The 23742-nt window shown below is 48.2% G+C and carries 11 protein-coding genes and 3 pseudogenes; 3 read left to right on the forward strand and 11 right to left on the reverse strand.

Translation table 11 applies throughout. From position 1 onward, the window contains the following. Positions 1-10: 10 nt before the first annotated feature. Both pflB and adhE read right to left on the reverse strand, forming a co-directional pair. On the reverse strand, positions 11-2275 hold the full coding sequence (gene pflB, locus BXP28_RS08385) for a formate C-acetyltransferase (protein ID WP_023483670.1): 2265 nt from the start codon (positions 2273-2275) through the stop codon (positions 11-13). Between the two features lie 125 nt (positions 2276-2400). Next, positions 2401-5012: pseudogene (adhE, locus tag BXP28_RS08390) on the reverse strand (bifunctional acetaldehyde-CoA/alcohol dehydrogenase). Positions 5013-5297: 285 nt separating this feature from the next. Here adhE and BXP28_RS08395 point away from each other — a divergent pair. Both BXP28_RS08395 and BXP28_RS08400 read left to right on the forward strand, forming a co-directional pair. Next, positions 5298-5660: a hemerythrin domain-containing protein gene (locus BXP28_RS08395; protein ID WP_023483666.1), complete on the forward strand. Its 363-nt coding sequence runs from the start codon at positions 5298-5300 to the stop codon at positions 5658-5660. Then, positions 5624-5827 carry a hypothetical protein gene (locus BXP28_RS08400; RefSeq protein WP_052752951.1) on the forward strand — a complete coding sequence of 68 codons (204 nt, stop codon included), beginning with the start codon at positions 5624-5626 and terminating at the stop codon, positions 5825-5827. Before BXP28_RS08395 ends, BXP28_RS08400 begins: the two co-directional genes overlap by 37 nt. A 142-nt stretch (positions 5828-5969) precedes the next feature. On the opposite strand, the gene mobA is transcribed toward BXP28_RS08400, so the two are convergent. Beyond that, on the reverse strand, positions 5970-6581 hold the full coding sequence (gene mobA, locus BXP28_RS08405) for a molybdenum cofactor guanylyltransferase (protein WP_023483665.1): 612 nt from the start codon (positions 6579-6581) through the stop codon (positions 5970-5972). A 220-nt stretch (positions 6582-6801) separates the two neighbouring features. Here mobA and BXP28_RS08410 point away from each other — a divergent pair, with 220 nt between their 5' ends. Beyond that, on the forward strand, positions 6802-7524 hold the full coding sequence (locus BXP28_RS08410) for a Crp/Fnr family transcriptional regulator (protein ID WP_024094542.1): 723 nt from the start codon (positions 6802-6804) through the stop codon (positions 7522-7524). Between the two features lie 166 nt (positions 7525-7690). Here the strand turns inward: BXP28_RS08410 and BXP28_RS25040 are convergent, their stop codons facing one another. From BXP28_RS25040 to addB, 8 genes and pseudogenes are all read right to left on the reverse strand, one after another. Continuing rightward, complete coding sequence (locus tag BXP28_RS25040) at positions 7691-7846, reverse strand: Rieske (2Fe-2S) protein (RefSeq protein ID WP_313779406.1); 156 nt, start codon at positions 7844-7846, stop codon at positions 7691-7693. Beyond that, positions 7843-8028, reverse strand: coding sequence for a nitrite reductase (NAD(P)H) small subunit (locus tag BXP28_RS25045; protein WP_313779407.1), 186 nt, complete (start codon positions 8026-8028; stop codon positions 7843-7845). The genes BXP28_RS25040 and BXP28_RS25045 overlap by 4 nt, the downstream gene beginning before the upstream one ends. A 24-nt stretch (positions 8029-8052) precedes the next feature. Continuing rightward, positions 8053-10489, reverse strand: a pseudogene (gene nirB, locus BXP28_RS08420) (nitrite reductase large subunit NirB). A 242-nt stretch (positions 10490-10731) separates the two neighbouring features. Next, positions 10732-10956, reverse strand: coding sequence for a hypothetical protein (locus tag BXP28_RS08425; protein WP_024094546.1), 225 nt, complete (start codon positions 10954-10956; stop codon positions 10732-10734). Between the two features lie 104 nt (positions 10957-11060). Further along, positions 11061-14513 carry an AAA family ATPase gene (locus BXP28_RS08430; protein ID WP_023483660.1) on the reverse strand — a complete coding sequence of 1151 codons (3453 nt, stop codon included), beginning with the start codon at positions 14511-14513 and terminating at the stop codon, positions 11061-11063. Between the two features lie 13 nt (positions 14514-14526). Further along, on the reverse strand, positions 14527-15699 hold the full coding sequence (locus BXP28_RS08435; RefSeq protein ID WP_024094548.1) for an exonuclease SbcCD subunit D: 1173 nt from the start codon (positions 15697-15699) through the stop codon (positions 14527-14529). Positions 15700-15715: 16 nt separating this feature from the next. Next, a pseudogene (gene addA, locus BXP28_RS24140) lies at positions 15716-19889 on the reverse strand (helicase-exonuclease AddAB subunit AddA). Beyond that, entirely contained in the window at positions 19867-23469 is a 3603-nt protein-coding gene (gene addB / locus BXP28_RS08445) for a helicase-exonuclease AddAB subunit AddB (RefSeq protein WP_023483657.1), read from the reverse strand. Before addB ends, addA begins: the two are co-directional and overlap by 23 nt. Between the last annotated feature and the right edge of the window lie 273 nt (positions 23470-23742).

Here is a 23742-nt window from a genome sequence, read left to right on the forward strand (position 1 = left end):
GTTTTCAAAGTTACATCGAACCATGGAAAGTACGGTTAATGACATCAAGTTGCTGTTCTTTGGTCAGTTTGATGAAGTTGACGGCATATCCGGATACGCGAATGGTTAACTGAGGGTAGTTTTCCGGATGTTCCATAGCATCAATCAGCTGTTCACGGTCAAAGACGTTCACGTTCAAATGGTGAGCACCGCTGCCAAAATATCCGTCCATCATCGATACCAGATTGGATCTGCGGTCATTCAATTCTTTACCCAGTGCTTTTGGTACAATGGAGAACGTATTGGAGATACCGTCCAGACTGTAGTCGTAAGGAAGTTTAGCTACTGAGCTGAGAGAAGCCAGTGCCCCTTTCTTGTCGCGTCCATGCATCGGGTTAGCCCCGGGTGCAAACGGTTCTCCTGCTTTACGTCCATCTGGAGTAGTCCCCGTTTTCTTGCCGTACACTACGTTCGAAGTAATAGTCAAAATCGATTGTGTTGGCAGCGAGTTGCGGTACGTATGATGTTTGCGGATCATGTTCATGAAAGTTTCGACGATTTCAACCGCAATGCTGTCTACACGGTCATCATTATTGCCGTACATCGGGAATTCGCCTTCTATCTCAAAATCAACCGCGATTCCCTGCTCGTTGCGGATCGGGCGGACTTTAGCATATTTGATCGCACTGAGAGAATCAGCCACTACGGACAATCCTGCCACCCCGCAGGCCATAGTACGCAGAATTTCGCGGTCATGCAGGGCCATCTCAATTCGCTCATAGCAGTATTTATCGTGCATGTAGTGAATAATATTCAATGTATTCACATAGAGCTTAGCCAGCCATTCCATCATTTGATGATACTTCCCGATCACTTCTTCGTAATCCAGTACTTCTGAAGTAATTGGTATGAATTGAGGCGCCACTTGCACGCCGGATTTCTCATCCTTACCTCCATTAATCGCGTACAGCAAGCATTTCGCCAAATTGGCTCTTGCTCCGAAGAACTGCATTTGCTTACCAATGCGCATGGCGGATACGCAGCAGGCAATACCATAATCATCACCATAATGCGGACGCATCAGATCATCGTTTTCGTATTGGATGGAGCTTGTTTCAATAGATACTTTCGTACAATATTTCTTGAAAGCTTCTGGAAGCTTAGTGGACCAAAGGACAGTCAAGTTTGGCTCCGGTGCCGGACCAAGGTTGTACAGGGTATGCAAGAACCGGAAAGAGTTGCGGGTTACGCGGGTCTCTCCGCTCAAAGACATACCACCGATGGATTCCGTTACCCAGGTAGGATCACCGCTGAACAATTCATTATAATCCGGTGTACGCAGGAATTTCACGATACGGAGTTTCATAACGAAATGATCCACCAGCTCTTGGGCCTGCTCTTCCGTCAGTAAGCCTTCTTTCAGGTCACGCTCCACATAGATGTCCAGGAAAGAAGATACACGGCCAAGACTCATGGCTGCCCCGTTCTGCTCTTTAATAGCTGCCAGGTAAGCAAAGTACAGCCATTGGAAAGCTTCCTGGGCATTGTTTGCCGGTTTGGAAATGTCGAAACCGTACGAAGCAGCCATTTGCTTCAGTTCGCCAAGGGCACGGATTTGTTCAGAAATTTCTTCCCGGTCGCGGATAACATCAGCCGTCATCATATCCACTTCAAGTTGAGCCAAGTCCTCTTTTTTGAATTGAATCAACTGATCTAGCCCGTATAAAGCTACGCGACGATAGTCACCAATAATCCGCCCACGGCCATAGGCATCGGGAAGTCCAGTAATGATACCGGATCTGCGCGCTGCTCTCATTTCAGGGGTATAGGCATCAAAGACACCCTGATTATGGGTTTTGCGGATTTCCGTAAACAAGTGGATGATTTCTTCCGGAAGTTTAAATCCATAGGCATCACAGGCATCCTTCATCATTTTGATGCCGCCGAATGGCTGGATGGAGCGTTTGAAAGGCTCATCGGTTTGAACCCCTACCACTTTTTCCAGCTCTTTGTCCAAAAAGCCCGGTGCATGGGAAGTAATGGTGGAAGGAGTGTTGACATCAACATCCAGAACCCCGCCGTTTTCACGTTCTTTTTTGGTTAACTCGGAAACGATTTTCCAAAGTTTTGCCGTATTCTCTGTGGCGCCGGCAAGGAAATCTTCATTGCCATGGTAAGGTGTGATGTTTTCTTCGATGAAGTTATTCACATCGATTTCTTTCATCCAGGTACCTTTTTTAAACGAACGCCAAGCATCCTGAGAAACTTGTTTTACTTCTTTTTCTTCAATAGCCATTTGGATGACCTCCTAATTTGTTTGGGAAATGCCTGCAATAGGAGCCAGCTATAGATGGGAGGACAGGGGCACCGACTGTGAGCCCCCGCCCTCTCTTTGTTATCTTAGAATTGCTTTATCTCTATTTATTCGAATAGGCCATAGAAAGCATTGCGGTATACTTCAACAAGCTCGGATACAAGCGGCATTTTGGGGTTTGCCGTTGTACATTGATCTTCAAAAGCACGGTCGGCCAAATATTCCACACGGGATTCAAAATCTTTCGGATCGATGTTAGGCTCCTGCTGTTGGAAAGATTCCGGAATAGCGAGGGTTTTGTTAAGTTTGCGGATAGCTTGAATCAGGCTGTTTACCCCTTCTTCAGTAGTGCCAGCCGGAAGGCCAAGCACACGGGCAATTTCCGCATATCGCTCATCTGCTTTAAAGTGATCGTATTTCGGGAACGAAGAGAATTTCGCCGGTTTCTTCGCATTGTAACGGATCACGTGCGGCATCAGGATTGCATTGGTACGTCCATGTGCGGTATGGTACTGTCCGCCCCATTTGTGAGCCAAGCTGTGGTTGATGCCCAAGAACGCATTAGCGAATGCCATCCCTGCAATTGTCGAAGCATTATGCATTTTTTCACGGGCAACCTTGTCTCCTGTCAGCTCTGATTTTTCCAGGTTTTCAAATACCAGTTGAATGGCTTTGATAGCAAGTCCGTCTGTATAATCATTGGCCATAACGGAGACGTACGCTTCGATAGCGTGAGTCAGCACATCCATTCCCGTATCAGCAACTGCTGTTTTCGGAAGTGAATAAACATACTCGGGATCGACAATTGCTACATCAGGTGTAAGCTCATAGTCTGCTAACGGATATTTCGTATTTCCATTCTTTTTATCTGTGATAACAGCAAACGAAGTGACTTCGGAACCTGTTCCTGAAGTGGTTGGAATCGCTACGAATTTAGCTTTTTGGCCAAGTTTCGGATATTTAAAAGTACGTTTGCGGATATCCAAGAATTTTTGTTTCAAACTATGGAAGGTTACATCCGGGTATTCATAGAACAACCACATTCCTTTAGCAGCATCCATGGAAGAACCGCCGCCAAGTGCAATGATGCAGTCAGGCTGGAAGCTGTTCATCATTTGTGTGCCGCGTTCTACAGTCTCAACGGACGGATTCGGTTCAACATCGTAGAGTACTTCGATAGCTACCGGATTACGGCGCTGACGAAGATAGTGCTCCACTCGATCAACATAGCCAAGCTTTACCATCATAGGATCTGTAACAATAACCACACGGCTGATATCCGGCATTTTGGCCAAATACTGCATTTTTTTCAAAGTAAATTTTGTTAGGAACTTTAAACCACTGCATATTCACAGTTCGTCGCGCCACCCTTTTCACATTGATGAGGTTAACAGCCGTTACATTGGAAGACGTGGAATTTCTGCCGTAAGATCCGCAGCCCAGAGTCAGTGACGGAATATTGGAATTGTAAATATCCCCGATGGCTCCATGAGTGGAAGGTGCATTTACCATGATCCGGCATGTTTTCAGCTTGTTTGCAAACTGGCTGATAATCTCCTCGTTATTCGAATGAATGACCGACGAGTGTCCGAGTCCTCCGAAGTTAACCACTTCAGCTGCCCGTTCGATACCTTGGGCCGCGTTCTTCACTTTATAACATGCGAGGACCGGGCTCAATTTCTCGGCGGAAAGCGGATATTTAGGTCCTACCCCTTGCAGCTCCGCAACCAGAATTTTGGTTCCTTCCGGAACTTGAATACCGGCAAGCTGAGCAATTTTAACGGCTGGCTGGCCGACAATATCCGGGTTCACAGCACATTTTTCCGTATTCATAGCATGGCGGGTTAATTTCTCTGTCTCCTCTTTTGACAAGAAGTAACAGCCCTGAGCAGTCATCATTTGCTTCACTTGGGCAAAGATGGGCTCCTCAATAATTACCGCTTGTTCGGAAGCGCAGATCATACCATTATCAAAAGTTTTGGACAGGATCAAATCGTTAACCGCCTGATTCAGATCCGCCGATTTTTCGATAAAGCAAGGCACATTACCCGGACCGACGCCAAGAGCAGGTTTACCCGTGCTGTATGCGGATTTCACCATTCCCGCACCACCGGTAGCCAGAACTAATGCTACACCCGGATGATTCATCAAGGCCCCGGTTGCCTCCATGGACGGATTTTCGATCCATTGAATACAGTGTTCCGGAGCACCGAACTTGACAGCCGCGTCAGCCAATATCTTAGCCGCTTGCGCACTGCATTTTTGAGCAGAAGGATGAAAAGCGAAAATAATGGGATTGCGGGTTTTAATTGCGATCAAAGCTTTAAATATTGTGGTGGATGTCGGATTCGTTACGGGTGTGACACCTGCAATAATCCCGACAGGTTCCGCAATACTTTGGTAGCTGTCGAACTCATTGTCTTCGATCACGCCGACGGTTTTGTTATACTTGATGTAATTGTGAATGTACTCAGTTGCAAAAATGTTTTTTTGTAATTTTGTCTTCATATACACCGCGCCCGGTTTCTTCAACAGCCATTTTGGCCAAGACCATATGCTGGTCCAAACCGGCAAGCGCCATTTCCTGAACAATGGTATCAATCTGTTGCTGATCATACGCCATGAACGCTTCATGGGCTTTTTGCGCGTTTTCTACCAGTCGGTTTACTTGCTCCTGTGCAGTTAGTTCTTTTTTATTTGTTTTGGTTTGAACTGCCATTCGCTCCGCCTCCATTTATCCGATTTTTTCTGACACCCTTAGTCTAAAACTTTGTGTATTTTTTCACTATGACATTTATCATAGACTCAAAAACTTCATTTAAGGTATTTTAAGGCAGGGTAATTTTTTCTTATAAATTGTGATTGTTTTCACATACTTAAGCCTGTTCTCTATGCTATTTCTTAAATTTTGCTGCCTTTTAATATGGAGCCCTCTAAATGTTTATCAGAAAAACAGGCCGGGTATGATGGCCGACATAATAGAAAACGACTGGAGGATAGAATTATGAACCAAGCTTTGTGCGGGAACCCTGAATTGCAGGTCATGGATCCTTACGTTCATCTTTCTGAATCTTTAGAGGAAATGAAGCAGGAACATCATGAACTCTTGCTTAAGCTTCAGGAACTGCATGCTGTGGCAAGAAGCATCGGGTATGATGAACAGGTGCCGGATTGGTCCGTAAAACTGGAAGGTCTGAAAGATTTGGTGGAACAATTCCGTTTCCGATTTATGCGTCATAACAAAAAGGAAGAGGCCACTTTATACCCGGTTGTTGATTTGTACACGGGAGATAAAATGGGCCAACCTCCGTTATGCGGCAGGAATATAGAATGGCGATGGACAATTTTCAGCATTTTATTGATATAGTAGCGGAACTTCCTGATGAATCTGTGAAGGAATGTACAGCCAAGAAAGCAGTATCACACGTCCAGCAGACTTACTTCATTTTGACGGAGTTTATCCGGAAAGAAAAAGAATGGGTTTTTCCGTTGTCTGAACAAATGCTGACTGATATAGAACATTTTTACTCCTGACAGGTATGTACGTACAATGAAAAAAGCGAAGAATGGTTCTTCGCGGGAGGCAGGATTTCTTCGCTTTTTCTTACCTTTATAACATAACTAATAAACTAATCTTTAAGAGAGCAAGCTAAAGTTTGAACCATGTAACGATGCATCAATGGGGTACACTTTGCAGCATGTCGGTGATGCGGATATAATCTTCCTTTGTATTTATGGACTCGACAAAACTGTTATCTACTCCTTCAGCAAGAAAGGAGCTCTCATCGATACTTCTAATATGAAGCAATCGGAGAAGCTGTTCACAATCGTACTCCTCCTGTTCTATGCAGGAAGAGATACTTCTAAGTACCTGCTTGCGATATATACCATGAAGCATATGATACTTATTATGGATAAAAGGAATAATGGCATCCCATAGATTGGTCCTATGCTTCTCCAGCATTACCTGAACAGCTTTTGGAGAGATGAAAGGCATATCACAGCCGACAACCCACAAGAGGTCATTTTTGCATAAAGAGAAAGCTGCATGCATACCGCAAAGAGGACCATTACCCGATATGTAATCGGTAATAATACGGACAGAACTGCCCAAGACAGGCAAATATTTGCGCGGTGAATTCGTAACCAGAATAATTTCGGAACAAACCTCTTTCATCAAACGAATTTGCCGCTGAACCAGATTTTCCTGATTAATGGGCAGTAATCCCTTCTCGACACTCTGCATCCTGCGGCTTGGCCCTCCGGCCAAGATAACACCACTCAGCATTGTGCTGCCCTCCCTTCCGAGGCATAATTACTAAAATTTACACCCAGTATAGCCAAACAGAGCTGCACAATTCTGTAAAATATATCACAATTTCTTGTCAACTGCCTGTACAGGGATTAAAAATGTGATCAATGTCACAATTGAGGTATGATCTATGCTATATAATAAAGGTAATAATATCGGTGAAACTTACAGATTATGTTAAAGGAGGGTATATCGGATGGAAGAGAGACAAACCTGTACATGCGAGTATATACCTAGAAATACTAACTGTTTCACGGAATCAAACTTATCCAAAATCCAAGAGATTATGTATGAACAGAAAATTCAGCCTGGTGCCTACCTCTTCTGGGAAGGGGATGTCGCCGATAAGCTTTACTATATAAAAAGCGGCCGTGTGAAAGTCACCAAGTCCACTGATGAAGGAAAAGAACTTCTCCTGTACATGTTCCAGGACGGCGATATGCTGGGGCAGATCGATCCATACGAACAGTCCCGCCATGCTTTCACAGCAGAAGCCATAGAAGAATGTGTCGTAGGAGTTGTCCAGCAGCAGGATCTTGAAGTGCTGATTTGGCAGCATGGGGAACTTGCGATTGAATTTATGAAATGGATGGGTCTTATGCATCGGCTAACCCAGACCAAATTCCGCGATATGATGATGTACGGGAAACCGGGTGCTCTCTGTTCCACACTGATCCGCCTTTCAAATTCGTTCGGCAAAAAAGAGGGGGATGCGATCAAAATCACGAAAAAGCTTACCCATTCTGAATTGTCCGATATGATTGGGGCTACCCGGGAAAGTGTAAACCGCATGTTCGGTGATCTGAAAAAGAAAGACGCTCTTGAAATGAAGGGAGGCTACATTCTCATTAAGGACATCGAACAGCTTAAGCAAATTTGTCATTGTGAAAATTGTCCCTTGGACGTTTGCCGGATTTGATGTCCGCTCACAAAAACGGTATCCTTCTTTTCAGGATACCGTTTTTTAATGGGCTTACGGAAGTCCAAGCCTCCTTCTAATATACGAAAAAAAGCCGCCTGAAACCGGGCCTCCCCTTTTTTAGGTTTGACCCGATTTAAGCAGCTTTGTCCTTAATCCGCAAACTTCAGGTTTCTGCCGGGAACCCAATCCTCACTTTATTATCTTCTACCAGAACCGGGTAAGTCCGCACCTGTCCAGAATCGGGGGCTTGTACGAGTCCGGTTGTTAAATCAATTTTCCAGTCGTAAAGAGGGTCAAATAAATAATGTCCTGAAATCATTCCTTCACAAAGAGGCCCCCTTTTTTATGAGGGCTTTGATTATTCAGGGCAAACACCCGATCATCACTTAAACGGAATACGGCAATCTCCTTTTGTCCAATATGAACGATTTTTTCCAGACGGGGCATATAGTCTTGCAAAGTTCCTGCTTCTACAAAAGAATAGGAAGTATGCGTCGTCATATCCTCGACTCCTTTCAATCTTGATCAGAACTGCGGAAATACGGCATGCTCATATAAATCCTTACGGGTTTTTCCGGAATCAATGACTTCTTTCCATGGATCCTTTACCTGACTTAAGGCAAGTTCCATACGTGCAACCAGCTTCAATCTCTGCTCACGGTTGTCAACGACTTCCTTTATGATCTTAGACAATCCGATCCGCTCTACAAATTCCGAGGTCCGTTCCAGATAGTTCGCTTGTTCCCTGTAATATTGTATAAAGCCCTGAGTTACTTCCACTACTTCTTCATCCGTTTTAACTTTCGCCATCAGGTCAGCTAATCGAGGTTTAATTCCCCCGTTGCCTCCGACGTAAATTTCCCATCCTCCATCGTTTCCAACTATACCAACGTCTTTCGTGCAGGATTCCGCACAATTGCGCGGACAGCCATTGACAGCGAGCTTCACTTTCGCCGGCATATCCAGCCGTTCCATTTTTCGCTCCAGCCTGGCTCCCATTCCCATGGAATCTACTGTGCCGAACCGGCAGTAAGCAGCTCCCACACAGGTTTTGACCGTCCGAAGAGATTTGGCATAGGCATAGCCGGATGGCATATCGATTTCTTCCCATACTTTCGGCAAATCTTCTTTCTTAACCCCTATCAGATCAAGCCTCTGCCCGCCTGTCATCTTGACACAAGGAACTTCATACTTTTTTGCCACTTCCGCAATGCGGAGCAGTTCATCCGGTGAAGTTACGCCGCCATACATGCGGGGAACAACCGTATAGGTACCGTCTTTATTAATATTTGCGTGCATCCTCTCATTGACAAAGCGGGATACCTTCTCATCCTGATATTCTGCGGGCCAAAGCATGGTCAAATAATAATTGAGTGCAGGGCGGCATTTGGAACAACCCTCTTCCTCTTTCCAGTCCAAAGTCTGCATCACATCCTGGATTGTTTTTAGTTCTTTTTCCCGGATGGCTGCTACAATCTCGTCCCGGCTCTTATCTGTACAGCTGCAAATCCCGTTTGCTGAAGCTGCTGTATCATACTGGTCACCAAGTGTATGCTGTAATATTTGTTCAACCACCGGCTTACAGCCTCCGCACGAGCGGCATGCTCCGGTACAGGATTTAATCTCATCGACCGATGTCAGCCCATTATCCCTGATCGCCGCCACAATAGCACCTTTGGTTACCCCATTGCAGCCGCAAACGATTTCTTCATCCGGCATCCCGGCTACCCCACTGCCCGGGTCGGCTTCCAAAGCCATCCCCATAACAGAAGCATAGATAGCGTCTGTCATTTCAGCGCCGGTACGAATCCACTGCTGAAGGCGTGGCGCTTCCGAATTGTCACCAAATAAAACTCCTCCGACAATCTTGTTATCCCGCAGTAATATTTTCTTATAAATTCGGCGCCAATCATCCTGCATTTTGACTACCGTCATGCCCGGCTTATCCATAAATTCACCCGCGGAAAATACGTCCACGCCGGATATTTTCAATTTGGTGGAAAGAACAGTTCCAGCATAGCCCGGTGTTTCTATGCCACACAGATGTTTAGCCAGTACCTGACCCTGCTCAAATAAAGGGGCGACCAGGCCGTAACATACCCCCCCGGTGCTCATTGCATTCTCCTACGGCATATATGGCAGGGTCTGAAGTTTGCATCACATCATTCACAATAATGCCCCTGTTTACTTCCAGCCCGCTTGCCTTGGCCAGTGCAGTATTCGGCCGGATACCGACAGCCATCACCACGAAATCGGCAGCAAGTTCTGTACCGTCCGTAAAACGAATGCCCTGTACCCGGTCTGTTCCGGTTAAAGCCTCCGTCTGCTTCCCTGTGGCAAAACGAAGCCCCTGTTCCTCCAGTTCCGCTTTTAACAGAGTGGACGCAACCGGGTCCAACTGACGCTCCATCAGTTCATCAAAAAGATGGACAACCGTTACCTCCATTCCGAGCTTGCTTAGCCCTTTTGCCGCTTCAAGGCCAAGCAGTCCGCCTCCAATCACGGCCGCTTTCCGGTAGGTTTTTGCGGCTTCCATCATGCGGTTGCAGTCGGAAATATCCCTGAAGCCGACCACCCCTTCAAGATCTGTTCCGGGAACAGGCAAAATAAACGGGTTAGACCCTGTCGCCAGCAGTAAGATATCATAAGGATAGGCAGTTCCCAGGTTATCCCGCACCAGCTTTTTTTCGCGGTCGATGTGTTCGGCTGTTCTTCCCGTGTGCAGATCAATATTGTTGTTTTTATACCAGTCATAATCGTTAAGTACGATATCCTCAACCGTTTTGCTCCCTTCCAACACATAAGAAAGTTGAATCCGGTTATAATTTGGGTATGGTTCGCTTCCTATTACCGTGATGTCATACAGGTCCGGGGCCAGTTTTATTACCTGTTCTACTGTATTCATTCCGGCCATTCCGTTTCCGATGACAAGCCATTTTTTACGCTTTTGTTTATTCGGCATGTTGAACTATCCTACCTTTCTCTTGGTTTTCCAAGTGAACAGTTTCACAACTGAATTTGGACACTTTTTCATAGTCGAATTTTTCTACCCTAAGTATAGAAGTCTCTTCCATCACCCAGAAGCAACAAATGTCACACCCTTGGAAAAATGTGATTCTACGCACATGAAAAATGGCAGTCTGATGAATAATATCAGACTGCCTGGAAAGATAGGTGGATGTGAATGGATTATAATCACAATAATCAGCTATGGACCTGAAACACAAATTCACAGCGCAAATAATATTCGGAGCACTGCTTTTGGGGATATCTTACTTTTACCATGTCCGGAGTAATCTTTTCCACGAATCCGTCTTTATCGAGCAAAGTCAGACAGCGCCCGTTTTGTTTGGCCCAAACACTCACCTTATGTTGAAGAAGCGCCGCTGCAAACAATTCCATATCCGTCGTTATAGTTATAGTTCCCACTAGTTTCACCTCTTAAGTCTGTCCTCAGTTGTCATCATGCTCCTATCATAAACGAAAATAGCGGTGAAAAAAGTGGCGGATTTTTAACATCTGGTGCCAAGCTGTTACAGGACTTCCAGTTCGATCCGACTGCCCCTTCCCAAGGGTTCGGCAGGATGAATTACGAGCTTTCTCGCAAGTCTGGCTCTTAGTTCAGGCACGTGGCTGATCACTCCTACAGACAACTTGTCCGTATGCAGTTTTTCCAAAGCCGTAACCACCATATCAAGGAGTTCCGGGTCCAGCGTACCGAACCCTTCATCCAGGAAAAAGAACTCGAGCGGATATTGCCCTTTGAGCTGAATTTGCGCTGATAAAGCCAGGGCTAAAGCGAGTGAAGTCAGGAACGTTTCGCCTCCTGAGAGGGTGCTGACAGGACGCCGTACTCCGCCAGCCCCATCATCCCTCATAATAAATCCCCCTCCTGAATCAACTTCAATCGCATAGCGCTGCCGCGTCAGTTGACCCAGCCGGTCGGAAGCCGCCCTGCTTACCTGCACAAGCTGCTCCTCTGCCAAAAATTCGACGAAAGCATTACCTTTACATACCGATTGCAGCTTGCTGAGTCGTTTGTACTTAACCGCGGTATCCGCCCGATGCTGCTCCAGCTTTACCCATTGTTCATGCCTCGTGCGCAGATCCTGAACGGTGTACTCAGCTTTGGCTAGATCGGTTAACGCAACCTCATACCGTTCCCTGATTTCACGCATCTGCCGCTCGGCCGCCGCCCATTGCTCCGAACTCATCGTTCGTCCCAGAAGCTTCCCGTCCAACTCGCGCAACTGGAGCCGAAGTTCACGCTCATGTTCACGGTACCTCTCTATCAGTTCCTGCCATTCAAGCTGCTGCTCCTTGGCTAGAACCGCAGCTTTCACAGACTTCTCTTCTGCGAACCCCAACTCGGCCAATACCTCCGCGAAGGCTTGCTGCGCTTCCTTGAGCTGCTGTTCAGCCGCGGCAAGCCCCCGTTCGGCCGCACTGTGCTCGCGGGCAGCCTGCTGTAGCCCTTCAAGCGCAGCTTCCTGAGATTGCTTTGCCTGCTGCTCTTGCTCACGCAAAGTGCTCAACTGCTCCTCAGCTTGCCGGATAAGCGATGGCGCATCCGCTTCGCCAACGCGGGAACGAAGCTCGACCGCCTTGGCCTCAGCGAGCTGCTGCTGGCCTTCCAGACGTGTTTGCAGCTGGAGCACTGTTTTGTCAAGTTCAGCCGCACGGGATCGCCATTCTTCAATATCCCGCTCCAACTGCTCCAGGAACGGAACACTCTTATCCAGCCGGCTCCTAAGTTCAGCCGCCTTCTCTTCTTTGTCCGAGAGCAATTTCATCTGTTCAGCGATCTCGCCCATTGAAAGGCCGGGATAGCTTTCGTTCCATAAGATGACGAGTTGATTCAGCCGCTCCTTCCGTTCTCTAAGCCTGGATTCTTCACTCTCGGCCCGTTCAACAGCCAGTTTATATCTGGATGATATCTCCCCGGCTTGCTGCTGAAATAGGGATAGATCCTTTTTGAATAAAGCAGTCTGCTGTTCCTTTTCCTGCCGGGAATGGACCATTTGCAGAAGCTCCTCTTGAAGCGATGAAGTAATCAGGCCGATTTGTTCTATTTGCCCATCCGGTTCAAGACTGTCTTTCAGCATCTCCCCTACAAGATTCCCCTCTATTGCCGTTGCCGTTTCCTGCCAATAAGAGGCCGCCGTTTCCGGAAGCAGTTCCAGCCATTGCCGGGACAGCCCGGACCAGAATGCTTCCTGTTGCCCGAACGCCTGGTTCAGCCCGCGTAAACTTTCACGTAGTTCCTCCACTTTGACTATCTTTGCTTCCCATTCCTTGATCCCGTTCAAAGTGGATTCATAATGGGCAGGGGACGGATGGGACATTGATCCGCAAACCGGACAAGCACAACCTTCACGTAGTTCCTCTGCGAGAACAGCTGCCAAAGACTGCCGCTCCTCTTGTTTCAGTTTCTGTTTATAAGATTCGAGCAGGTTGCCGGCCTGTTCCAGCAGATGCCCCGACTTCTTGACGGAAAGGGAACTTCCGTGCAGTTGCCTTGCTACTTCGGGCAAAGCTTTCAGCAGGTCCTGGCCAATTGCTTGAAATTTTTCCTCGGCCATTTTCCATGTCTGTTCAGCCTGGTCGGCAAACTTTCGATGCTTCCGTGCCTCTTCTTCCTGCTCAAGGACCAGGCGTTCCTCCTCTTTTACATGGATACTTTCGCTGTAAGCCGACTGAATACGCCTGCTTTCTTCAAAGGGTACTTCGGTCTGTCTGAGTTCTTCTTTAAGTGCGGCCTGCTTCTCCAGTCCCTTCTGCCTCCGGCCTATTCCGGTTTGCAGTTCAGAGGCGGTTTTAGAAGCTTCATCCCTGGCCAAGGCCTCCTGCGCTTTAAGAGTATCCATTTGTTTCTTTAATTCATCCAGTTCCTTCTCTAATTGAAGGGCTTCCTGCAGTTTCTCCAGCTTCTTCAGAAGAGGGTATTCCCGTTCTTGCAGTTCGGCCTGGCACTGTTCCATGAAACGTCTGGCTGCCTTCTCCCGTGCTGTCGAATATTCCAATCGTTCGCATGATGCCTGAAGCTGCGTGCGCTGATCCGTTACCAGTCGGGCTGATTTTTCCTGGCGTGTCAAATAGGGGAGAAGCCTATCCGCTTCTCCTGCGAGACGGACCTTTACTTCTTTCTCCCGGATTTTATCTTCATTTTCCGCCAATTTATCCCGCTCTTCCAAAACCCGTTCCCTATCCTTCACCCACTGCCATACCTGCTTTTGTTCCTCGTACTCCTGTTCACCCTGTCCAAGTTCCCTCTTCAGCCTGCCGCCCTCACATTGGGCGAGGACCAGTTCTTTTTCGGCTTTCTTCAGCGCTTCCTCTGAAGCATCTCCTAACCCCTGCTGTTCTGCCGATAACTCTTTCAGCCGTTGTTCGGCTTCTTTCATTCTTAGACTGATTTTTACGGTAAGCTGATCCCCGTACAGTTCCAAGTGGAACAGCCGCTGCAGCATTTGTCTCCGGTCTTTGCCGGTCAGTGACAGAAATTCTGCAAACTTTCCCTGCGGCAATACCACGGCTCTGGTAAAGTCCTGCATGGAAAGCCCCAGAATATCCTGTACCTGCTGGGTAACTTCTGTTGCTTTGTCCGCCAGAACAGTGCTGTTCTCTGGATTATGGGGATCTTCCAGAATAAGGCGGCTGACTACCCCGGTCGCCGAAACCCCCGACCCCCGCTTGAATTGCCGTTCTACCCGGTATCTTGTCGAACCTCCTGCATGAGACAGTTCAAAAATGAAGGAAACTGCAAGGGAATTTTCCGCCTGATTCATGATGCCTTGAGTACCGGAAGATGCCCGCTCCACTTTTCCGTACAGAGCAAGTGTTATCGCATCGAGAAGGGTCGATTTTCCGCTGCCTGTTGGACCGAAAATCCCGAACACCCCCGCATCGCAAAGCCGTGTAAAGTCCACTTCCTGCTTTTCCCGGTAACTTTGCAGCCCCGATAAAGTTAATGTAATGGGACGCATTTGTCCTGCCTCCTTACTCTTCCGCTATTTCCGCAGATTCGTTCAATAGCTCCATAAATAGGTGAATCAGCTCCGGTTCCGGTACGGCTCCGCCTGTCTGCCTCGCGTAGAACCTGCGAAACATTTCATCTATGGGCAAAGATTCCGGCTTCTTCAAGATATCCGGCTGACTCTCTGTGGTATAAAAGGGCCGGATATGAATCAGCCCTTCCCGAGCTTTACGCAGCTTTTGAATATCCTCCATGGACATGGCGGATGTCAAATGGATCTCCAGATCAATCCACGCCCGTTCATCCTTGCCCTCTTCCAGCCAGCGGTAAACTTCGGCAACTCCCTCCCTGGCCTTCCATTTCACCAGCGGTTTTCCGCTGCTTAGAAAAATTTCTTCCGGCTGGACAGGCTGGCCCGGGATAGCTTCAAAAACGGTTACCGATTTCGCCTGACCCGCTTCAGAAAAGCTGTAAGCAAGAGGTGAGCCGCAGTAACGGATTGGGGAATTAGCCTTAACATTCTGTGACCGGTGAAGATGTCCGAGCGCTGTATAATGGGCTCCCACATCCAAAGCGGATGTGTCCACCGTGTAGGCTCCTCCTACCTGAATAGGTCGTTCCGAATCTGACTCCAATCCTCCAAGCACATAAATATGGCTCATCAGAAGGTTTACTGTATCAGGCCGAAAAGCCTCTGCCTGGCGACGGATCAGATTGGCCACCCTGTCCGAATAAGCACTTCGGAGAACTTCCTCTTCCAAATTGTCCGAGAGTACTTCCTGGAGCCTGGATTCGGAAGGATAAGGCAGCGAGTACAGGATCGCCTCTTCCCCTGTTCGCGGGATAACAAAGGTTTCGGTATCGTGGACAGGTAATCCGAGCAGCCGGATATTTTGCTTGGATACAAGCGGAGCTGATGCAGCCAACCGTTCGGGATGATCATGATTACCCGCTATGACACGGATGTATCTTTCTCCCCCATCCGCCAGCCGGGATAGGCCTTCATAAAACAATCTTTCAGCGGCCGCCGGAGGATTGACCGAATCGTACACATCTCCGGCCAGTAAAATCAGATCAATCTGTTGGTCCTTCACAATATCCACCAGTTCGTCCATAAACTGTTCCTGTTCCGCAAACCGGCTTCGTCCTTCCAAAGTACGGCCGAAATGCCAGTCTCCGGTATGTAAAATCCGCATCATTTATTCCCCCATCTTACTCCAATTCAACGATATGGGCCCCGTCAAAGAAATATAAATATTTCTGCCTGGGCGCCCGTTTCCATATTTCTTCCACCGCTCTTGCGTATAATTGCAGCTGGAGCCGGTATCGGTCCTTCAGTTTTTCAAGATCATTCTGCCATACCGCATCCGTCTTGTAATCCAGCATCACGAGTCCCTCTTCATCCTCAAACAGGCAGTCAATGATACCTTGTATCAGTACTATATCCCTGGCGCCATTATAGCCGATGTCCGGATATACTTCCGGGGCAGGGAGCCCAAGACTGAACGGGACTTCTCTTTTGACCCAGTCTGCTTTCACCATCCGTTTTCCTACCGATGTCTGGAAAAATTGCAATATCTCCTCTTCCGGTACCGTTTCACATTGAGCAGTTGTCAGAAGCTCTAGTCTTAGCATTTTATCCAGTGTTTGGCGGACGGAAGATAAGGTCGGCGTTTCATGTAGAGGCATGTTTTGCATCACCGCGTGCACTACCGACCCTCTTTCTGCAGGGGTCGGTTTCTTTTCTTCCATAAACCGCGGTCTTTTTTTCAACGATGTTTGGATAGTCCCAGGTACAGCTTGAGGTGACATTTTCCTGTCCTTCCTTACCTGTGGCCGCATACCCAACGGCAGCAAAATGCCGCTGCCTGTTTGTACAATATCCCAATCTATGGCCGGAACTGCCCCTTCTCTGCTGTTAAGGCCATGTTCATTCCTCTGTTTCATTTCCGAAACAGAGGTTTTGGCAAACACATGGGCAGCGGCCTCGAACGGATACTTCCAGTAAAGCCGCTCGTCCAGTGTCTTTCTCCATTGCTCGGCAAGTAGCTGAACTTCACGGCCGCTCCGGAGAGATTCAAGCCGATCCTGCTGCAGGTCCGCCTTGAGTTCTTCGGCCAAATTTTGCGAGAGCAGGGATGGGGAAAGTATTGTGAACGACCAGACAGAGGGTCACCCGCCAGGGAAGGCGAAAGCTTCGCTCCCTCCAGGCCGATCCGTTTACGCCATCCTTCTGCATCCCGGTGCCGGATTAGAGAAGGCCCGATCCAATCCAAATAACTGCGGGCCCTGGCCACTTCATCGTCCGGGAGAGACCATGTCCCCAGCCCTAAATACCGGCTCCATGAGGATAACAGCTTGTCTGCCGATTTCACCGTTCCCAGCAAAAACAGTTTTTCGCGGGCCCGGGTAAGAGCCACATATAGTACACGCATTTCTTCCGCCAAAAGCTCCAGCTTCATCCGTCTCCGTATAGCCAGCATGGGCAGAGTAGGATAACTTACCCGAAGATCGGGATCCAAATATTTGGGACCGAATCCAAGCTCTTTATGAATGAGGAAGGAACCGGAAGTATCCCTCTGGTTGAATATTTTGGCAAGCCCGGCTACAAAAACTACCGGAAATTCAAGTCCTTTGCTTTTGTGAATGGACATAATCCGGACGACATCCTCCTGTTCGCCCAGCGAACGCGCTGTTCCTAAATCTCCCCCGGTTTCCTTCATTCTTTCCACAAATCTAAGAAAGCGGAATAGCCCCCGCAGAGAAGTACTCTCGTACTGTCTGGCACGATCGTATAGCGCCCTGAGGTTGGCCTGGCGCTGAAGTCCCCCCGGCATGCCCCCCACATAGTCATAAAATCCGGTTTCCCTGTAAATATTCCATATCAAATCGGCGAGGGCACCTTGCCGGGCTTCCGAACGCCAGGATTCAAGCCGGTCCAGGAACAAAAGAAGCTTTTGCTGCACTTCAGGCTTGAAGGACCAGGAAACAGCGGGCTGGATCGCCTGGGACAAAGCCCCTTCCGCTGTCTGGCCATTAGCATACAAATAAGCGGCGTCATAAAAGGAAAGTCCCGGGCCGGCAATCCGGATCTGTGCCAAGTCATCGGCATTCAACTGCACGACGGGAGAGCGGAGTACAGCCGCAAAAGGGATATCCTGGGCCGGGTTATCAATCGTTTTTAATAATGAAAGCATAATTTCCACTTCTGTTGCCGAAAAATAGCCGGTATTCAGGTCGGCATATGCAGGGATTCCCTGCTGTTTCAACTCCTCCATCAGAACAGGGGCCCATTGCTGGGTTGCCCGGAGCAGAATCACAATATCCCGGAAGGTAGCTGGTCTAAGCTCCCCAGTCCGTTTGTCAAATACCTGAAACGGCCGAACTCCCTCCTCCGTCCCAAGAAGCCGTCTGATCTTGAGGGCAATCGCCCTTGCTTCTAGCTGTGCGGTCTCCAACTCGGCTGCCTCGAATTCCAGACTGGCCGCAGGCTCGGAGGCCATTTCCGGTTCCGCCTCATCTTCCCCAAAGCCTTTTGCGGTAAATTCATCCTGTTCCTCCGCAGAACGGTCAACCAGCATCATTTCCACGGATAAGTCCTGACCAGTCTCAGGATAATTAGCTCCAGTGACCAGTTCAGCCCGGATATCATAAGCAATTTCCCCGACCGATTCCTGCATGATTTGCCTAAACAGAAAGTTGACAGCATCCACAACCTGGCGCCGGCTGCGGAAATTTCGTGCCAAATCGACACGCTTTCCTTCGCCTTCTCCGGATGTGGTATAAGATTTATACTTGCTGAGAAAAAGACCCGGCTCGGCAAGGCGGAAACGGTAAATACTTTGTTTGACATCCCCGACCATAAACCGGTTGCCCGGAGCTTCTTTGCTTATCAGGGATACAATAGACTCCTGCACACGGTTTGTGTCCTGATATTCATCCAGAAGCACCTCAGCAAATTGTTCCTGGTAATCAAGCGCGGCAGAAGAGGGTATCATCCGTTCCGGGGTAGACTCCTCCGAACGTAAGATAGCCAGACAATAGTGCTCCAGATCAGCAAAATCTACCAGGCCCTTATCCTCTTTTGACTGTTGATAGCGTTCTGCAAAGTCAATCACAAGCCTGACCAGATGATGGAGAACGGGTGCTGTCCGTTTCAACTCATCCTTATATTCTTCCTGTGTTCTTGTGAAAATCTCTTCCTTGATCCGAAAGACGGCATCCTTGACTTCATTCCGGGCCTGTTTGACTGCTTCCTGCAGCTCTTTATCCAGATCGTCCCCCTGCATGGTTTTAATTTGCCGAATACAGCTGTTTGAAAAGCCCGGTAAGCGGCTTCCCAACTGTTTTCAGCCGCTTCCAGCAAGGTATTAATCAATTCCAGGTCGCTGTCCAATGTCGCAAGGTATGGTAAAGGGCCTCCAGGAGCCTCTGTCCAAAGTTTAGCCTGCTGTAACAGATTTTTTGCTCCTTTGAGTTCCAGCAGTACATCGTGCAGAATGCTCTGCTGCCACAAACTGAGGTCGGGCCCCTCCCGGCGGGTTTCAGTTTCCGGTTTTTCTTTTGCTTGTGTCTCACGGTTTTCAGTTACCCTGACCGGGTAAAGCCCGGCCTTTTCGACAGCCGCTGCAGCTTCATCCATTCCCAGGCGGATTTCGGAAAGAGCCATATGGTCCGGTTCCTGATCAGATTCAGGGTAAACCGGGGAAGGAGGTCCGAATAAGTCGGCCATTTCCTTCAACCAGTAATCTGGCCAGGGATGGCTTCGGGATTCATCGTAAAGTTTTTGCACAAGTCTCACGAGCCCCGAATCACTGTGTTCGCCCCCAAAGCTGTCGACCAGTTTCCAGAAAGGACTGTCTTCAGCGCTGTTTTCATAATATTCCTCCATCAATTCTTCCAGGACATCCTGCCTCATCAGTTCAGTTTCCGTCTCGCCCGAAATCCTAAAAACCGGGTCAAGATGAATGGATGCAAAATGACGACGGATTACATCCAGACAGAACGAGTGCAGGGTCGTTATATTGGCACGCCCCATTAAGGCAAGCTGCCTGCGCAGATGAGGTGATTGAGGTCTTTTGAGAAGTTCCTTCTCCAGTGCTTCACGAATCCGTTCTTTCATTTCAGATGCAGCCGCTTTGGTAAAGGTGGCAACAAGCAGCCGGTCCACATCTACAGGTTCACGTTCATCCGATATCCGCCGAATGATCCGTTCCACAAGTACAGCGGTTTTCCCTGAACCGGCTGCGGCAGCAATTAGCATGTTCTTTCCTTTTCCTGTTATAGCGTTCCACTGGTCATCGGTCCAGGTGCTTCCCGGCGGTTTGGGAACAGGAGCAACGGAAAAAACTGTTGGTGACTGATCAGAACCCGTCCGGTTTTCCATGATTTCCCTCACCCTCCATTTCTATAATCCTCCATATTTTTTCCTTTGAAGCAGGCTTCAGCACGTGATATTCATTTCCTTCAAAAAGCGGATCAAACTGACAGACCGATTTGTAAGGGCAAAATTGGCAGGCATGCTGTGTACCCATGCGGTAAGGAGCTATGTCCACAGCGCCTTCCGTGATGCCTGTTCCGATTTGATCCACTTTTCCCCTGACAAATTCACGGAGAGTAGACCATTGGTTCTCTGTTGCCACTGCTGATGATTTATAAAAACTTCCGTCCGCCTTCATCGCAACAGGAAGAAGTTCGGAATGCCCGTTCTTTTCCTTCAGTACATGATCCATTTTCCCGATTATTTGCGGATCGGCCATTAATAACCCTCTCATTTTAAACCGCTTCATCAGCTCTTTTTGTGCATCCTGAGAAGTAATCCGGTTTTTCTGCTGTAAAATCGGGTTATGGACATGAAAATAGAGGACACCAGCCGGGGTTGCCGGAATTCCAAGCCAGGTTTTGGCGTGGGTAATAATCACATCCAAATAAGTAAGCATCTGCAGCGATAAACCATAATACACTTCAGCCAGGTTCAACGATGCAGCACTGGATTTATAGTCAATAACACGCAGCAGAAGTCCCTCGCTTCCCTCTGCCTGATCTACCCGGTCAATACGCCCGATAATTTCCATGGTGCACCCATTATCCAATTGAAAAACAAGAGGCGGAAGATCCTTTCCGGGCCCAAAATCAATTTCCATCCCTAATGGTTTAAACTCTCCCCGCTTGGCATGCTCTCCCAGGACTACGGCAGCTTTGGTTACCACTTGTTTCAGTTTGCTGGCTATATAGTGATAACGCTTAGAGCTGAGCAAAATTTCCCCCTGAAGCCTGGGAGCAAGCTGATCCATAACCAGGGAAGAACGCCGCCCGCACTCTTCGGGTGTAAGTCCGGCCCACTCTACCTGTTCGGTACGGAGCTGGTTGGCAAACTGGCTTAGTGCCGCATGAAATAATTGGCCAATATCCGGTGCCTCCAGACGATAAATTTTTCTTTCCTGAAGACGGAGCCCGTACGACGCAAAATGGGAAAAGGGACAAGCCGCATAACGCTCCATTCTGGAAACACTCGCCCTGAGCTTCTGGCCATAAAGAAGACGGCTTGTAGATTCCGGAAGCTTCTGTTCTTTATTAGTAAATAACAGGGAATCATCCATGACCGAGAGTCTCCTTCTCCACTCCGGCTGCCGGGCAAACCAGTTGTATACTTCCCACCATATGCTGGCAATTGCCGTTCCCCGCATCCATTGTTTCAGCTGTACAGCCAAATAAGATAGCACTCTCTCCGGATGTGCAAGGAAAGGCAGATGTTCGGCACTATCCATAAGCACTCCCGGTTCAGTAAGTACTAGCTCTTCCTTGACATCCGGAAATAAATTCCGCAGCTGTTTAACCAGTTCGGAAGGGAGCAGGGATTTTCCCTCCTCATCTGCAAGAGCATAGCTGAGTATGAGCTTTTCGCTTGGAACCGAGAGGGCAGAGTAGATGATGAACTGCTCATCCAAGAGCTTGCGCCGTCCGCCGTCCGCCATAGGAACACCTGAATCCAGCAAAAGTTCACGTTCCGGTTCCGTCAGTACACCGTCTTCAGGAACAGCAGCGGGTATCACTCCCTCATTGACACCTAAAACAACCGCATACTTGATACGGGTTGAACGGGTACGGTCCATACTTCCGACCAGAACCTGATCAAGAGAAGGCGGTACCAGCCCCATCTGGATGCTTTCAAGCCCTGTATCCACCAGTTTCGCGAATAAATCAAGGGATAATACTTCCTCACCCATCATTTCAACCATCTGATCCAGCATTTGAATAACGCTGTCCCAAAGCTGAGCATGTTCTCTTGCTTTCTCGGGTTTTCCCTCCAGCACGCAATTCATGCTCCAAGATTCCAACCGTTCCGGAACGTGAGTATCCAGCAGCAAACGGTATAAGGCTTCACATCTTTGCTTTACTGTTTTGGCCCGGGCCATTCGCTTTTGCAGAGCAAGAAGCGGTTCGGCAATTTGATTCCGGGTACGGTTCAGCTGTTCCAGTTCCCTGGATTCCCTCTGCTTCACCACCTCACTGTCTTCATCTTCCAGTGAAACCTTGAACAGCTTGTCCCAAGGTTTTGTTTCCGTCCAGTCCCGGCCTTGGATACCAAAAGCAAGCGCATAATTTTCCAGCCGGTCAAGCAGTCTGCGTTGTTCCCTGATGGCCTCCCGTTCTTTTAGCAACTTTTCTCCCTCACTATCCGGTTCAACCGGCAGGGGCCATGGAAGCAAGAAGTCTGTTTTCACACATCGGAAAACAGCTTCATATCTCCAGTTACGGGATATCACTTCTAAAGCGGAACGGAGATATTCTGAAAGAGGATGATGGAACACACTGCGTTTTTGATCAAAAAAGTGCGGGATTCCGTAATCACTGAATGTGGTGGCGATAAGCTCACGGTATTCTTCCATATTACGCACCAGTACAGCTACATCTCGCCAACGTGCCCCTTGTTCCCGGACAAGGTGAAGAATTTCTCTCGCTGTTCCTTCCACTTCAGCCCGGCGGTTAACGGCAGCCCTTATTTGCAGCGGACTTTCTTTGTCTTCATCAGATGAATACGTACATACACCAATTCCAATACGTTTGTCGTAATGTTGTTCCAGATAAGCCAGCATGGTTGTATGTTCATATCTTGGAGCTTTCTTCGGCTGCAGGTGAATCAATTCCGCAGGACCTATATTGGCTTGATCTAAAAGCTCTTGAAGACTGCTCATTGTTTTACCGGTCGGATAAAACAGATCCAGTTCGTCCGGGCGTTCTCCCGCATAATAAGGGCGATCCAATGTCAGCGTAACAGTTACGCCCCGGCTGGTCTTCATCAAAGCTTCCACAACCCTGAGTTCCTGAGGGGTGAAACCGTGAAAACCATCCATCCAGAACGTCGCCGACCGGATAAAGGAGGATTGCGGAATTTGCTCAGCAAGCAGGGAAAGAGTGTCTTCGCCATCCAGATATTCACCTGAAAGTCTGGACTCAAAAGCTCCGTACAAATGATGAAGGTCCTGCAGTTTTTGCTGTAGGACTAATGAAGAATTTTGGCCGTCAAGCCGGCCGATATATTCACCTAATTCTTCAGGAGTGACACAGTATCTCTTCCACTCCGTAAACAAGCGGTTCAAATGGTCTACAAAGCCCAATTGTTCATATGTAGATTGGAAATAAACTAATTGTTTTTCCTGCTCGTGCAGCAATTTATGAAGCAGCAGTTTCTTTCCGGTCTCATCAACAGGCAGTCTGGCAATTCCGCCCTCTTCCTGCATGACCCTCCAGGCCAACCTGTGAAAACTGAGCACCTGTGCCCGGATCATTCCGGACAGGTTATCTGAGGAAACCAATTCCAGCTCTGCCTGGAAAGTAGCCTGATCCGGAACAAGATAAATCAGCGGATCGCCTTCCGGTTTTTGCTTTAGACTATTCCGTATCTCATCCAGACAATACCGGGTCTTACCGTGTCCCGCACGGCCTATAACGAATCGAATGGACATAATAAACGACTCCGTTTCTTTTACTGTCTTATACTAAACCATCTGGGAATGAATGTGTCCATACTGAAAAATGTACCAAATTCTTTTTCAAAAGAGGAAAGCATGTTCGCTATCCTCCTGTTTTCTATTCTAACACAGTATAGGGCTAAAAGAAGAACAACATTGTTTCAATGTGTCCGGGACTTGAGCATTCTATTTCTTATCCAGCCTAGGGTCTATAGACGGTATCTTACCAAATCCTCTAGTTCCACTCTCCCCTACTGTCAGGAGAAG

It is taken from the genome of Paenibacillus larvae subsp. larvae (assembly GCF_002003265.1).
GTDB lineage: Bacteria > Bacillota > Bacilli > Paenibacillales > NBRC-103111 > Paenibacillus_H > Paenibacillus_H larvae.